The organism is Stutzerimonas chloritidismutans (assembly GCF_051486945.1).
Lineage (GTDB): Bacteria > Pseudomonadota > Gammaproteobacteria > Pseudomonadales > Pseudomonadaceae > Stutzerimonas > Stutzerimonas chloritidismutans_B.
Map to the genome: position 1 here is coordinate 891,688 of NZ_JAHVDX010000002.1, position 15,585 is coordinate 907,272.

Sequence of the window (15,585 nt, forward strand, 5' to 3'; positions counted from 1 at the left end):
TTAGCGGCGGCGATTGACGGTCATCGCAGCGCGGATCACGTCGGCGCCGATATCCGTTTCGTAGGCTTTCCACACCGGCATCATCTGTTCACGCCAGGCCTGACGCTGTTCCGGGGTGAGGGTGATGAGCTTGCTGGTGCCGCTGGCGAGGATGCGGTCGCGGTCACGCTGGTTCAGCGCTGCCGCTTCCTTGTTCACGGTCTGGGTGACTTCCAGCACGATGTTCTCCAGCTCCGAGCGCACGGCGAAAGGCATGCTCATCCAGAACTTCGACGTGGTCACCAGCATGTAGTTGAGCACGCCGTGGTTGGTCTCGGTGATGAATGGCTGAACGGTGTTCATCTTCTGGCTGGCGATGTTCGACCAAGGGTTCTCGGCACCTTGCACCACACCGCTCTGCAGGGACTTGTAGACCTCCGCGAAGGGCAGCCGGACCGGCTTGGCACCGACGGCATTGAACTGCGCCTCGAGCACCGCCGAAGGCTGAATACGGAACGACAGGCCGGCGGCGTCCTCAGGGTTGACCAGCGCACGGGTTGCCGAAAGCTGCTTGAGGCCGTTGTTCCAGTACGCCAGGCCGTAGATGCCCGAGTCGGCCATCGAGCGCAGCAGTTCACGGCTGGTCTCGCGATTCTGGAAGCGCTGCACCGCAGCCTGGTCATCAAACAGGAACGGGAGGTCGAAGACCTGCAGTTTCTTGGTGTATTTGTCGAACTTCGACAGCGAGGGCGCCAGCATTTGCACCTTGCCATCGAGCAACGCTTGCATCTCGTCGGCATCACCGACCAGGGTCGAGTTGGGGTAGACCTCGACTTTCACCTTGCCGGCCAGGCGCTCGTCGACCAGTTTCTGGAACATCAGCGCGCCCTTGCCCTTGGGCGTATCGTCGGCCACCACGTGGGCGAACTTGATGACGATCGGCTCGCCTTCGGCGGCGATCGCTGGGGCGCTCAACCAATACAGGGCTGCGACCAGCGCAGCAACACAAGACTTGTACATCTGACCCCCAACAGGAAAAGCCCGACGGCACCTCATGAGCACCGTTCGAGTGGTTTAACAATGGCGATAGGGCCGGGCTGCTTCGGCGCGCATCCGGTCCGTTTTTTTGTGTGTCTGGATGGCCAAATCAGCCCGATTGCGGCGGTCGGTGGCTGGCCTTTATTGAAATGCGGTCGGCAACCGATGGCCATTGGGGCCAGGGCCAACCGGGGAAGAAGTCTTGGCTATCACCGTGCGCTGCACAAGGCCGGAAACCCCAACCAGCTCTCAAAACGAGGCGATGGCCGGGGTTGATGCGCGCCGACGTTCGGGCTAGACGCGCCGGGGAACGCCGACGGAGGTCTGGTCAGCGGCGATTGACGGTAAGTGCGGCGCGCATCACGTCAGTGCCGATCTGCGCTTCGAAGGATTTCCACACCGGCTGCATCTTCGCGCGCCACGCCTGGCGCTCCTGCGGCGTCAAGGTGACCAACGTGGTGCTGCCACTGGCCAGCAACTGTTCACGCTCGCGCTGGTTGATCGCAGCGGCTTCGGCATTCACCGTCTGAGTGACCTCGAGCACGATGTTGTCCAGCTCCGAACGTATGGCGAACGGGATGCTCGTCCAGAACGTCGAATTGGTCACCAGCATGTAGTTGAGCACGCCATGGTTGGTCTCGGTGACGAAGCTCTGCTTGATTCCGGCGTTCTGCCCACGGATGTTCGACCAGGGCCCTTCGGTGCCTTGCACGACTCCGCTCTGCATGGCCTTGGAGACTTCCGAGAATGGCAGCCTTACAGGCTTGGCCTCGACCGCAGTGAACTGCGCTTCGAGCACCGGCGAGGGCTGAATGCGGAACGCCAGGCCGGCGGCATCCGCGGGGCTACGCAGCGGCTGGCTGGCTGAAAGCTGCTTCAGGCCGTTGTTCCAGTAGGCCAGGCCATAGATGCCGCGGCTGGCCATCGAGCGCAGCAGCTCGCGGCTGGTTTCACGCTTCTGGAAGCGCGCCACCGCGGCCTCGTCATCAAACAGGAATGGCAAGTCGAAGACTTCCAGCTTGGGCGAATACTCGGTGAACTTCGACAGCGAAGGCGCCAGCATCTGAACCTTGTTGTCGAGCAGCGCCTGCATCTCGTCCGCGTCGCCGACCAGCGAGGAGTTCGGGTAGACCTCGACCTTCACCTCGCCTGCCAGGCGCTCGTGAACCAGTTTCTGGAACAGCAAGGCCCCCTTGCCCTTCGGCGTATCGTCACCCACGACGTGCGCGAACTTGATGACGATCGGCTCGGCGGCTTCGACGGCCAGCGGTGCCAGCAGCAGCAACAGCGCCGTACAGGGCGCGATACACAACGACTTGAACATTTTTACCCCCACGGGACATAGACCCGAGCCGGCGCCTCGTGAGCACCGTTCGGGTGGTGTATTGCATTCGGATGTGGTTCAGCTGGCGCCCGGTGTGGGGGCGTGCTGAAAGTGCAGCGAGGCGGCCAGGGCACGGTGACAACGTCACGGGCTGGCCTTTATTGGAATGGCGATGACCGCCGGGTACGGGTAGGACCCACCGGTCAGCGCGGCGCAGTGTTGGCCATCGAAGGCTCTGGCACAAGGGTTCAAGCCCAATTGAGCGTTCAAAACGAGACCTTGCGCTCATCGGGCCGGGGAAACTTTCGATCGCGCCACCCCTTCTACAGGCAACACCCAACCGATACCTGATCGTCCATGACCCACACACGCGAAGCACTGCCAGCCATTGATTGCCTGATCGTCGGCGGCGGCCCCGGCGGCCTCACCGCAGCGCTGTACCTGGCGCGCTTTCGCCGTAGCTGCCTGGTCGTGGACGCCGGCTCGAGCCGGGCCTCCTGGATTCCACGCTCGCATAACTATCCGGGCTTCCCGCCGGGCATCAACGGCAACGACCTGCTGGCCCGGCTGCGTGAGCAAGCCGAGGGCTACGGTGCGCGCCTGGAGCATGGCCGGGTCGAGCACATCGAGCCGCATGTCGAAGGGTTCAGCGTGCGCTACGGCGATCGCTACTGCGTGGCGAGGCGCATCATTCTCGCCACTGGCATCGAGGACACGCTGCCGGACATGCCCGACGTCGCGCAGGCGATCGGCGATGGAAAGCTGCGGCTGTGCGCCATCTGCGACGGCTACGAAGTGGATGGCCACAAGGTCGCGGTATATGGCGAGGCGGAAAATGCGATCACCCATGCCGTGTTCCTTCGCACATTCACCAGCCACGTGACCGTTGTGGTGCACGGCGAACCCAACGCGTGCGAGCAGGCCATTGCGCTCGCCGAGCACTATGACATCCGCCTGATCAGCGACCGTGTCGAGTCGCTCCGGCCCTGCGAAACCGGCATCGAGCTGCTGACCTGCAGCGGTGACTGGCACCACTTCGACATCATCTACCCGAGCCTCGGCGCACGTTACCGCTCAGAGCTGGCCGTTCAACTCGGGCTGGAATGCGACGAGTGCGGCGGCATCGCGGTCGACGACCATCTGCAAACCACGCTTCGCGGCCTCTACGCGATCGGCGACGTCACCCTGGGGCTCAAGCAGATCAGCGTCGCGATCGGCCAGGCCGCGCAAGCGGCTACCGCCGTGCACAACAGCTTGGAGGCCAACCCCTGGGGCGGCTCGGGGTTTAGCCTTCGCTAGTGCGCTTTCGCTCATTGATGAGACAGTCAGGGTGCTTTCCGGTCTAGGCTACAGAGATCTGTTCGCCCCGGAGCCCTTATGTCCCTCAGTGTGTTCGACCTGTTCAAAATTGGTATCGGCCCCTCCAGCTCACATACCGTCGGGCCCATGCGAGCTGCGCTGCGGTTTGCCGGAGGATTGCGCGACGACGGCTTGCTGGAGGCGACGGCAGGGCTGAAGGTCGAGCTGTATGGCTCGCTCGGCGCGACCGGCAAGGGTCACGGCAGCGACAAGGCGGTGCTGCTCGGGCTGGAGGGTGAGCGCCCCGAAGCGGTCGATACCGTGAGCATTCCGCAGCGCCTGGCAAGCATGCGCGAAACCGGCCAGCTCAACCTTCTGGGCGAAAAGCCGCTGCGCTTCGCCGTCGGCGAAGACCTCAAGTTCATCCGCCGGCCGCTGGCCTACCACCCCAACGGCATGATTTTCCGCGCCTTCGACGAGGCCGGCCTGCAATTGCGCAGCCGGGAATACTATTCGGTCGGCGGCGGTTTTGTGGTCGACGAGCAGGCGGCTGGCAACGACCGCATCGTCGAGGATCGCACGCCCCTGCCCTTCCCCTTCCGCAGCGCTGCCGAGCTGCTGGCGCTGTGCAGCGAACATGGCTTGTCGATCAGCCAGCTGATGCTGGCCAACGAGGCGGCCTGGCGCCCCGAGGCCGAAACGCGCTCCGGGCTGCTGGTGATCTGGCAGGTGATGCAGGATTGCGTCCGCGCAGGCTGCCAGAACGAAGGCGTGATGCCGGGCGGACTCAAAGTCACGCGCCGCGCCGCCGCCCTGTACCGGCAGCTCAGCGAAAATCCGGAAGCCAATCTACGCGACAGCCTGACAGTGCTCGACTGGGTCGATCTCTATGCCCTGGCCGTCAACGAAGAGAACGCCGCCGGAGGCCGCGTCGTGACCGCCCCCACCAATGGCGCTGCCGGCATCATCCCGGCGCTGTTGCATTACTACGTGCGCTTCGTACCAGGGGCCAACGAAGAGGGGGTCATTCGCTTCCTGCTTACGGCCGCCGCGATCGGCATTCTATACAAGGAAAACGCCTCGATCTCCGGGGCCGAGGTCGGCTGTCAGGGCGAGGTGGGGGTGGCCTGCTCAATGGCTGCCGGCGCGCTGTGCGAAGTGCTTGGTGGCACGCCGCAGCAAGTCGAGAACGCCGCAGAGATTGGCATGGAACACAACCTGGGGCTGACCTGCGACCCGGTCGGAGGGCTGGTGCAGGTGCCGTGCATCGAGCGCAACGCCATGGGTTCGGTAAAAGCCATCAATGCTGCACGCATGGCCCTGCGCGGCGACGGCCGCCACTTTATCTCGCTTGACAAGGTCATCCGCACCATGCGCCAAACCGGGGCGGACATGAAAAGCAAGTACAAGGAAACGGCACGCGGCGGCTTGGCGGTCAACATCATCGAGTGCTGAATTAACCGCCGCGCATCACCTGCCAGACAAAAGCCGTATCATCGGCCCCTCGCGCGGCATCCGGGTTGAATCTCCGTTGCCGTTCCGCTGTCTCCCTTTAGCAGGGAACCGCCGTCACGCACGTCGAGGAAGCAATGAGCATCAGCCACGCGCCATCCGCGCCCAAGAACCAGGCTAACGCCCGCAGCACACTGGAATTCCCGGTGGTCGGGATCGGGGCCTCGGCCGGAGGGCTCAAGGCGCTGCTGACCTTCTTCGAGCACATGCCCAGCGATTGCGGCATGGCCTTCGTGGTCATCATGCATCTGTCGCCGAAGCACGAAAGCAACGTTGATCGCATCCTGCAGAGCGTGACGCGCATGCCGATGAAGCAGGTAACTCGGCCGGTTCCGATCGAACGCAACCACATTTACATCATCCCGCCGGCCATGGACCTGTCGATGCTTGACGGCTACCTGCGCCTGAGTAATTCCGCGCGTACCCGCGGCCCGTTGGTGGCTATCGACCTGTTTTTCCGCACCCTCGCCGACGTGCACCACACGCACGCCATCGGCATCGTGCTGTCCGGTACGGGCTCCGATGGCTCGGTCGGGCTGTCGCGCATCAAGGAACAGGGCGGCGTCACGCTGGCGCAGGCGCCTGAAGATGCCGAATACGATTCGATGCCCTACAGCGCCATCCGCAAAGGCGTAGTGGACATCGTGCTGCCCGTCGCCGAGATGCCCCAACGACTGATCGAACTGGGCCAGACGCTTCAAGCACTTGTTGCGCAGAAGATCCCGATCGAATCGCCCGGCAACACCGAGCAAGCCGGTGAAGCGCAGGGTGAGGTGGAGTACGCGCAGGCGCACAGCCAGGCGAAACCCGCCGAACTGGCGCTGCGAGAAATCCTTGCGGTGCTGCGCGCACGCACCGGGCATGACTTTCGCCACTACAAGAAAGCCACGGTGTTACGACGGATCGAGCGACGCATGCAGATCGTCTCGCTGCGCGACTTGCCCGCCTACGCCAGCTACCTGAAAGATCATCCTGAGGAAACGCCCGAACTGCTCGCCGACATGCTCATTGGCGTCACCCATTTCTTCCGCGACCGCGAAGCCTTCGATGCCCTGGAGCGCGAGATCATCCCGGCCCTGTTCGAACAAAAGGCCGGCGCTGGCGATACCGTATTGCGCGCGTGGACGGCGGCCTGCTCGACGGGCGAGGAAGCTTATTCACTCGCCATGCTGCTTGCCGATCACGCTGAGCAGAGCGGCACGGGCACGCTCAAGCTGCAGGTGTTCGCCACCGACATCGACGATCATGCGCTGGAGACGGCGCGCACGGGTGCCTATCCGCACGCGATCATGACTGACGTCACGCCCGAGCGCCTGCGCAAATACTTCACCCAGGAGCAAGACCAGTTCCGCACCCTGAAGAGCCTGCGCGAGCTGATTCTCTTCGCCCAGCACAACATTCTGCGCGACCCACCCTTTTCACGGCTGGACCTGATCTGCTGCCGCAACCTGATGATCTACCTGGACCGCGACATCCAGATCGAGGTGCTGCGCATGTTCCACTTCGCGCTCAACCCCGGCGGCTACCTGTTTCTCGGCAATTCGGAAACCGCCGACGCCTGCAGCCAGCTGTTCACCGTGGTCGACAAGAAGAATCGCATCTACCGCGCCCGTGAAGTCAGCGCGCACTTGCGTCGAGCGCCCACGGGCCCATATCAAGGCTTCTCCCCCTCCGTACCGACGCGCCCGCCGCTACACGACGGGGGCCGGCGCAACCGCAAGTTCTCCTTTGCCGACATCCATCAGCGGGCGCTCGAGCACTACGCGCCGCCGAGCGTGATCGTCAGCCAGAACGGCGAGATCGTGCACATGTCCGACCGCGCCGGAAACTTCCTGCGCTACGTTGGAGGCGAGCCCTCCCTGAGCCTGACCACCCTGGTGCACCCACAACTGCGTCTGGAGCTGCGCACTGCGCTGTATCAGGCGTCGTACACGGGCAAGAGTGTCGAGGCGCGGCGGGTACGCATGGAGCGTGATGAGCGCACCTCCTTCGTCAATATGGTGGTTCGCCCCTTCCATGATGAGGAGGCCGACAGCGACTACATGCTGGTGCTCTTCGAGGAAGTCGAAGCCTGCATGGAAGAGGGCCTGACCGACCAGGCCTTGACCAAGGACAGCGTCCTCGCTCAGCTCGAATCCGAACTGCAGCAAACCAAGGAACAGCTGCAGATCACCATGGAGCACTCGGAGACGTCGACCGAGGAGCTGCGTGCGTCCAATGAAGAGCTGCATGCGATCAATGACGAGCTGCGCTCGGCCACCGAAGAACTGGAAACCAGCAAGGAGGAGCTTCAGTCGATCAACGAGGAGCTGACGACCGTCAACTACGAGCTCAAGGCCAAGGTCGACGAAACCAGCAAGATCAATGACGACCTGCAGAACCTGATCTCCTCGACGGACATCGCAACCCTGTTCGTCGACCGCAACATGCGCATCAAGTGGTTCACACCGCGGGTACAGCAGATCTTCAATGTCATCGAAAACGATGCCGGGCGCTCACTGCTGGATATCACCCATCGGCTGGATTACTCGCAGCTCTATGGCGATGCCACCGCCGCGTTCGAGGAGCTTCGCCTGGTGGAGCAAGAGGTCGCCAGCAAGGACCGCACGCAGTGGTACCTGGCGCGCTTCCTGCCCTACCGCACCCTGGACGACCGCATTCAGGGCGCGGTGCTGACGTTCATCGACATCACCGACCGGCGCCGCGTCGAAGACCAGCTGCGGGCCGGCGAAGCGCACATGAAATTGCTTGCCCAGAGCACCAAGGGCTACGCGATCATCACCCTCGACTGCAACGGCCTCATCACCGCCTGGAACCGTGGAGCCGAACTCATCTTCGGCTACACCGAGGCCGAGGTGCTGGGCCAACCCATCGAACTCATCTACACCCCGGAGGACCGCCAGGCAGGCGTTGCCGTTGCCGAGCGCAAGCGCGCACTGGAGCACGGGCAGGCATCCGATGAGCGCTGGCATCAGCGCAAGGACGGCTCGCGGTTTTTCTTCAGCGGGCTGGTCAATCCCCTCGTCGACCCCAGCGGCCAGGTGACTGGCTTCGCCAAGATCGCGCGCGATCTTACCGAGGACCGACAGCGCAACGCCGAGCAGCAGAGCACCCTGGAGAGTGTGCAGGCCGCAAGCCAGCAGAAGGACCAGTTCTTCGCCGTGCTATCGCACGAACTCAAGCACCCGCTCAACCTCATCCAGCTCAACACCGACCTGGTTGCCCGCTCACAGGCCGCGAAGAACAACCCGAACCTGCGCAAGGCGACGCAATCGATTCAGAACGCCGTACGCAGCCAGTCGCGCATCATCGACGACCTGATGGACGTCTCGCGCATCCGCACCGGCAAGCTAAAGCTGCAATTCGCCACCCTGCACTATCAGGATGTACTGCGCGGCATCGAAGCGGTGTTCGCGCCTTTGGCACAGGGCGAAAACGTTATCTTCGAAGTCTCCAAACCCGATCAGCCGATATACGTCCACGCCGACCCGACACGCCTGGACCAGATCATTTGGAATCTGCTGAACAACGCCTGGAAGTTCACCAAAGGCGGTGAGCGCATCTGCATGCAACTCGAGCGGGAGGACGACCAGGCCCGTCTCGATGTCATCGACACGGGGGAAGGCATCAGCGCTGACTTTCTGCCGAAGGTCTTCGATCTGTTCGGTCAGGCCGATATCCAGCATGCACACCGTTCCAAGCACGGATTGGGTATCGGGCTTGCGTTGGTCAAACAACTGGTCGAAGCCCACGGCGGGCGCATCGAAGCGTTTTCGGAAGGGCTTAGCAGAGGCGCTCGGTTCAGCGTCTGGCTGCCCATTCACCTGCAGGCCGAACTGGAACTCGGCGCGCGCTCCGAGGATGGCGCTATCGGTGGCCTTGCCGGCATCCGCATCCTGCTGGTCGATGACTCGCCGGACATCCTTGAAACCATGTGCGAGCTGTTGGAAAGCGAGGGTGCGGTCGTCACCACCGCCGACGGCGGTTCAAAAGCCGTCGAACTGGCCGAACACACCGAATTCGATGCCATCGTTTCCGACATCGGCATGCCAGGCATGGACGGCCATCAAATGATGGCTGCGATCCGCGAGCACGGCGCCAACACCGACACACCCAGCATCGCCCTGACCGGCTACGGCACCCTGCGCGACGTCGAGAAAGCCCGGACCGCAGGCTTCACGCTCCACCTGCGCAAACCCATCGACCTGCAGGCGTTGATCGATGCGGTGACACAGGCGGTTCAATAAGCGGAACCGCAGTTGCTCGCAGCCCTTCGTAGGAGCGAGCTTGCTCGCCATCCCCGGCGCATCAGACACTCCTCAGCGCCACGGCTGATCGCCAGCAAGCTGGCTCCTACAAGGTCGGTATTGCATCGGCACTTCTCTGACCGGCAGCTGATCGCTGCCCTTCGTAGGAGCGAGCTTGCTCGCGATCCTCGGCGCATTAGGCACACCTCAGCGTCATGGCTGATCGCCAGCGAGCTGGCTACTACAGGCAGATGTTGCATCGGCACTTCTCTGACCGGCAGCTGCTCGCTGCCCTTCGTAGGAGCGAGCTTACTCGCGATCCGCGGCGCATCAGGCACACCTCAGCGTTACAGCTGATCGCCAGTAAGCTGGCGCCTACAAGGTCGGTGTTGCATTGGCACTTCTCTGACCGGCAGTTGCTTGCTGACCTTCGTAGGAGCGAGCTTGCTCGCGATCCTCCGCGCATCAGGCACAACTCAGCGTCACGGCCGATCGCCAGCAAGCTGGCTCCTACAGGTCGGTGTTGCATTGGCACTTCTCTGACCGGCAGCTGCTCGCCGCCCTTCGTAGGAGCGAGCTCGCTCGCGATCCGCGGCGCATCAGGCACTCCTCAGCGCCACGGTTGATTGCCAGCGAGCTGGCGCCTACAGGTCAGTGTTGGGCATCTATCCACCCATAGCGATCAGCCCTCTTTGCCGATCCCGTAGTCACGCAACTTATTCGCCACCGTCGTGTGGGAGACCCCGAGCCGCTTGCCCAGTTGCCGGCTGCTGGGGTGACGGGCGTAAAGGTCCTGCAACACCGCTTTTTCGAAGCGGCCCACGATCTCGTCCAGGCTTCCCTCAAGAGAAAAATCACCCAGTGGCGGCGGCGTGCCGTAGTCCGGCAGACGGATGTGTTCCGGCCGGATCGCTTTGCCATCGCACAACGAAACCGCCTGAAACAGAGTGTTTTCCAGCTGCCGTACATTGCCCGGCCAGTGGTAACCAGCCAGCCGCGCAAGCGCCTCGGGGGACAGGCCTGGCAAAGCGCAGCCGATCTGCCGACTGGCCTGGTCGATGAAGTGCAGCGCCAGCGGCTCGAGCCCGTCCAGGCATTCGCGCAAGGGTGGGATGTGCAACGACAGCACATTGAGGCGGTGATACAGGTCCTGGCGAAACTCGCCCTTGGCGCAAAGCTCCGACAAGTCCAGCTGCGTGGCGCAGATCACCCGCACATCGAGGTACACCTCCTCGTCACTGCCGACCCGGCGGAAGCAGCCGTCCTGCAGGAAGCGCACGAGCTTGGCCTGCAGCCGCGTGCTCATTTCGCCGACGCCGTCGAGGAACAGCGTGCCGCCAGCGGTCAGTTCGAGCAGGCCGAGCTTGCCCTCTGGTCGCGCACCTTCGAACGCACCGGGGCCATAACCGAACAGCTCGGTTTCGGCCATGGATTCAGGCAGGCCGGCGCAGTTGAGCACCATGAACGGCGATTGTCCGCGCGGGCTGGACAGATGACAGGCGCGCGCCAGCAATTCCTTGCCGGTGCCGGTCTCGCCCTCAATCAGCAGCGGCGCATCCAGCGGCGCCATGCGACGGGCCTCGCGCACCACGGCGGCCATGACCTTTGAGCTTTGAAAGATACTGTCGAAGCCGCGCAGCTCCTGCTTGCGCACGTTGTAGATGCGCTCACCAACGCGGTCGGCACGGTGCAGTGTGAGCACCGCACCGGCCAAGGCCTCGCTGTCGTCATGCTCCGATTGCAGCGGGGCAATGTCAGCGAGAAAAATGTCCCCGCGCACCGTAACGCGTAATCCATTGATCCGCGCCTTGTTCGCCCGCACCAGCGCCGGCAGGTCGAAATCCTCGGCGTAGCGCGACAGGCTCATCCCGGGCACCTCGTCCACACGAACCCCGAGCAGCTGCGCCGCAGCGCGGTTGGCCGCGACGATGGCGCCGGCCATGTCGATGGACAGCACCGGAAACTCCAGTGCACCGAGCAGCGCATTGAGCTCCAGCGAATGCCGCTCGCTGGGCATCAGCCCGACCTTGCGCACCTCGAAGACGCCTTGCAGCGCCTCGATCTTCGGCCGCAGCGCCTGCAGTTGCAGGTTCATCAGGTTCGGGCAATGCAGGTAAACGGCGTTGCCGTGCTCGCCGCCCACTTCGCCACGGGCGACGTTGATGCCGTAGTCGACCAGCAGCTCGAGCATGTCACGGAGGATGCCAACGCGGTTCTGGCAGAGAATCTTGATACGCATGAAAACAGCGCCTTCAGGGCTTGTTGTTGTAGACGGCGCAGATTTTCGGCAGGCGACCGTTGATTTTCGTCAAGATTATTTGACAGCGGTAGGCGCGATCAAGGCGTAACCCATGCCGAAAGGTAGATATGTAATGATTTCGTTACGAGCGCAGCGCCTAGCCTCCCACCTAGAACTGCTTGCGGCTCTCGCGTCGGAGCTCCCCTCGCGATCAGATGAGGCATCGATAACAACAACAGGCTCAGGCGGCCGCCCCGCTCAGGAGGTCAGATGAAAACTACCCAGTACGTAGCCCGCGAGCCGGACGCGAACGGCTATATCGACTACCCCGAGGCCGAGCACGGCGTCTGGCAAACCCTTATCGAACGGCAGATGAAACTGCTCGACGGGCGTGCCTGCCAGGAATACCTGGACGGCATCGAACAGCTCGCCTTGCCGCGCGACCGCATTCCTCAGCTGGACGAGATCAATCGCGTGCTGCAAGCCACCACCGGCTGGCAGGTGGCGCGCGTGCCGGCCCTGATCCCTTTTCAGACCTTCTTCGAGCTGCTGGCCAGCAAGCGGTTTCCCGTCGCCACCTTCATCCGCACGCCACAAGAGCTTGATTACTTGCAGGAGCCGGACATCTTCCACGAGATCTTCGGCCACTGCCCGCTCCTGACCAACCCCTGGTTCGCCGAATTCACCCACACCTACGGCCAGCTCGGCCTCAAGGCGACCAAGGAAGAACGCGTCTACCTGGCGCGGCTGTACTGGATGACCATCGAGTTCGGCCTGGTGGAAACCTCCGCCGGACGGCGCATCTACGGCGGCGGCATCCTCTCCTCGCCCAAGGAAACGCTCTACAGCCTGTCCGAAGAGCCCGAGCACCAGGCATTCGACGTGGTGGAGGCGATGCGCACGCCCTATCGCATCGACATTCTGCAGCCGGTGTACTTCGTCCTGCCGGAGCTCAAGCGGCTGTTCGACGTGGCCCATGAAGACATCATGGGCCACGTCCGCACCGCCATGCAGCTGGGCCTGCACCAGCCGAAGTTCCCGCCGAAAGCGGCCTGATCACTGTCGAAATGACGGCGCGTGAGGCATCCGACGTGGCGACGAGGCCGATTCGCGGTCAAGACCGCTCCCACGAGATCTGCCCCTTGGGCCACCTTGTGGAAGCGGCCGCGGCCGCGAAGTGCTGTCGCTCGCAGTATGGATGATGTGGAAGGCTCATCCCCGACGAAGCCTCTCTGCGCCGAGCCCTGTCGAACGTCATACGCGTACAAGCCTGCGGCGTTGTCCACCCGACGCTGCTTAACTCTTATCAACCTCACCACAAGGACCGAAGCCATGACCGCCCTGACCCAAGCCCACTGCGAAGCCTGCCGCGCCGACGCACCCAAGGTGTCCGATGACGAACTGGCCGAGCTGATCCGGCAGATCCCGGACTGGAACATCGAAACCCGTGACGGCCACATGGAGCTGGAAAAGGTTTTCCTGTTCAAGAACTTCAAACATGCCCTGGCCTTTACCAATGCCGTCGGCGAGATCGCCGAAGCCGAAGGTCATCACCCCGGCCTGCTCACCGAGTGGGGCAAGGTTACCGTGACCTGGTGGAGCCACTCGATCAAAGGGCTGCACCGCAACGACTTCATCATGGCTGCGCGTACCGACGAGGTGGCCAAGACTGCCGAGGGCCGCAAGTGAAGCATTTCGCACAGGTGGAACGCGTCCCGGGCGACCCGATCCTCGGGCTGCTGGACGCCTATCGCGCTGACCCGAATCCGGCCAAGCTGGATCTCGGTGTGGGCGTCTACAAGGACGCCCTGGGCTTGACGCCAATCCCCAAGGCGGTGAAGCAGGCCGAGCAGCGGCTGATCGACAGCGAACAGACCAAGAGCTACATCGGCGGCCATGGTGATCCGCTGTTCGGTGAGCAGCTGTTGAAATTGGTGCTTGGCGAAAGCTCGCCCGCACTGGTTGGCAACCGCGCCGGCTGCACCCAGACGCCGGGCGGCACCGGCGCGCTGCGGCTGGTGGGCGATTTCATCGCCAAATGCCTGCCCGGTCGCAGCCTCTGGCTCAGCGACCCGACCTGGCCGATCCACGAAACCCTGTTCGCCGCGGCGCGCCTGAAGGTCGAGCATTATCCCTACGTCGATGCGCAGAACCGGCTGGATGTGCCGGCGATGCTCGCCACGCTGGAGCAGATTCCCAGCGGCGACGTGGTGTTGCTGCACGCCTGCTGCCACAACCCCACCGGCTACGACCTGAGCCAGGATGATTGGCGGCAGGTGCTGGACATCGTGCGCCGCCGCGAGCTGCTGCCGCTGTTCGATTTCGCCTACCAGGGCTTCGGCGACGGCCTGGACGAAGACGCCTGGGCCGTCCGCCTGTTCGTCGAAGCCTTGCCGGAAGTGCTGATCACCAGTTCCTGCTCGAAGAACTTCGGCCTGTACCGCGAACGGACCGGTGCGCTGATCGTCGTCGCCGCCGATGGGGCGTCGCTGATCGACGTGCGCAGCCAGTTCGCCTCGGTGGCGCGCAACCTCTGGTCGACACCGCCCTCGCATGGTGCTGCGGTGGTCGCGACCATTCTGGCCAACCCCGAACTGCGTCAGCTCTGGCAACAGGAAGTCGCCGCCAAGCGCGAGCGCATTGCCGGTTTGCGCAAGGGGCTGGTGGAAGCCCTCGCGCCGCACGGTCTGGCCCAACGCTTCGCTCATATTGCGCAGCAGCGCGGCATGTTTTCCTACACCGGTCTCACCGCCGAGCAGGTACTGAGACTGCGCCGTGAGGATTCGGTGTATCTGGTCGAAAGCGGTAGGGCCAACATCGCCGGGCTGGATGCGGCGCGGCTCGATCAACTGGCGGCCGCCATCGCCCGCGTCACCGCTTGAGGATTAGCCGGGCGTATCGGTACCAGATGCGCCCTGCTTCACTTTCCCCGCACAGGCCGGAACTCTCTTGGCCACACCAAGTCATAGCAACTTGCCATCACTGCGAGTAGTTTTCTGGCCTACTATGGTCAGTACATCTTTTTCGACGTGACTGACCAGTCCGGTGACGAATGGGCTCCAGCCCCCGCCAGCGCGGCCGCTACGCTTCAGCCACCGTTTCAGACGAGCTTGCCATGACACAACGCGACACCGCCGGTAACCCCAAGCCAGATCAATACGCCTGCCACTCAGCCAGCGAGCATGGCGGCTGTGCCAGCTGCGCCAGCGGCGAGCGACTGGGCTTTCGTTTCAGCTACGCCTATCAGCCGATCGTCGACATCCGTACCCGCGACATCTACGCGCACGAGGCGCTGGTGCGCGGCGTCGGCGGTGAGCCAGCGCCGAGCGTGCTGGCCAACGTGACCGACGAGAACCGCTTCCGCTTCGACCAGGCCTGTCGCGTCAAAGCCATCAAGACGGCCGCCAAGCTCGAGATGCAGAGCCGGTTGTCCATCAACTTCATGCCCAACGCCATCTATCGGCCGGAGCTGTGCATCCGCTCGACGTTGGAAGCCGCCCGCGCGCACAACTTTCCGATCGACCAGATCATTTTCGAGACCGTCGAAGGCGAGCGCATCAGTGACGCGAAATGGCTGACCGAGGTGTTCCGCGAATACCAGCGCATTGGCTTTCTCACCGCCATCGATGATTTCGGCGCCGGTTTCGCCGGGCTCAACCTGCTCGCCGATTTCCAGCCGGATCTGATCAAACTCGACATGGAACTGATCCGCGGTATCGACCAGAGCCGCTCGCGGCAGGCGATCGTGCGCGGCACCGTGGGTATCTGCAGCGAGCTGGGGATCGACGTCATCGCCGAGGGGGTGGAGACGGCAGATGAGTGCAGTGCCTTGCGAGACCTGGGGATTGGGCTGATGCAGGGGTATCTGTTCAGCAAGCCGCTGTTCGAATCCTGCAGCCAGGCCAACAGCTTGACCTGGCCGACCGGACTGACGGGCTAAAAACGCA

Annotated in this window: 10 protein-coding genes; 7 read left to right on the top strand and 3 right to left on the bottom strand. The window is 63.3% G+C overall.

The features are described from left to right. Both KXR72_RS11275 and KXR72_RS11280 read right to left on the bottom strand, forming a co-directional pair. On the bottom strand, positions 1-999 hold the full coding sequence (locus tag KXR72_RS11275) for a TRAP transporter substrate-binding protein (protein WP_437421195.1): 999 nt from the start codon (positions 997-999) through the stop codon (positions 1-3). A 346-nt stretch (positions 1,000-1,345) separates the two neighbouring features. After that, positions 1,346-2,341, bottom strand: coding sequence for a TRAP transporter substrate-binding protein (locus KXR72_RS11280; RefSeq protein ID WP_437421196.1), 996 nt, complete (start codon positions 2,339-2,341; stop codon positions 1,346-1,348). 357 nt (positions 2,342-2,698) lie between these two features. Between KXR72_RS11280 and KXR72_RS11285 the strand changes: the two genes are divergently transcribed. The 3 genes from KXR72_RS11285 to KXR72_RS11295 all read left to right on the top strand — a co-directional run bounded on the left by KXR72_RS11285 (position 2,699) and on the right by KXR72_RS11295 (position 9,399). Beyond that, positions 2,699-3,640, top strand: a complete 942-nt coding sequence (locus KXR72_RS11285; RefSeq protein ID WP_437421197.1) for an NAD(P)/FAD-dependent oxidoreductase — start codon at positions 2,699-2,701, stop codon at positions 3,638-3,640. 78 nt (positions 3,641-3,718) lie between these two features. Then, a complete protein-coding gene (locus KXR72_RS11290) occupies positions 3,719-5,095 on the top strand; it encodes an L-serine ammonia-lyase (RefSeq protein WP_437421198.1) in 1,377 nt (458 codons plus the stop codon). A 134-nt stretch (positions 5,096-5,229) separates the two neighbouring features. Beyond that, complete coding sequence (locus KXR72_RS11295; RefSeq protein ID WP_437421199.1) at positions 5,230-9,399, top strand: CheR family methyltransferase; 4,170 nt, start codon at positions 5,230-5,232, stop codon at positions 9,397-9,399. 682 nt (positions 9,400-10,081) lie between these two features. Here KXR72_RS11295 and KXR72_RS11300 read toward each other — a convergent pair. Then, positions 10,082-11,638, bottom strand: a complete 1,557-nt coding sequence (locus tag KXR72_RS11300; protein ID WP_437421200.1) for a sigma-54-dependent transcriptional regulator — start codon at positions 11,636-11,638, stop codon at positions 10,082-10,084. 270 nt (positions 11,639-11,908) lie between these two features. On the opposite strand from KXR72_RS11300, the gene phhA reads away from it, so the two are divergent. The 4 genes from phhA (at position 11,909) to KXR72_RS11320 (ending at position 15,578) form a co-directional block, all read left to right on the top strand. Continuing rightward, positions 11,909-12,694, top strand: coding sequence for a phenylalanine 4-monooxygenase (gene phhA / locus KXR72_RS11305; protein ID WP_437421201.1), 786 nt, complete (start codon positions 11,909-11,911; stop codon positions 12,692-12,694). A 276-nt stretch (positions 12,695-12,970) separates the two neighbouring features. Next, positions 12,971-13,327 (top strand): 4a-hydroxytetrahydrobiopterin dehydratase, encoded by a 357-nt coding sequence (locus tag KXR72_RS11310; protein ID WP_217475340.1) that lies wholly within the window; start codon positions 12,971-12,973, stop codon positions 13,325-13,327. Then, positions 13,324-14,520, top strand: coding sequence for an amino acid aminotransferase (locus KXR72_RS11315; protein ID WP_437421202.1), 1,197 nt, complete (start codon positions 13,324-13,326; stop codon positions 14,518-14,520). Before KXR72_RS11310 ends, KXR72_RS11315 begins: the two co-directional genes overlap by 4 nt. A gap of 233 nt (positions 14,521-14,753) precedes the next feature. After that, entirely contained in the window at positions 14,754-15,578 is an 825-nt protein-coding gene (locus KXR72_RS11320; RefSeq protein ID WP_437421203.1) for an EAL domain-containing protein, read from the top strand. Positions 15,579-15,585 lie beyond the last annotated feature (7 nt).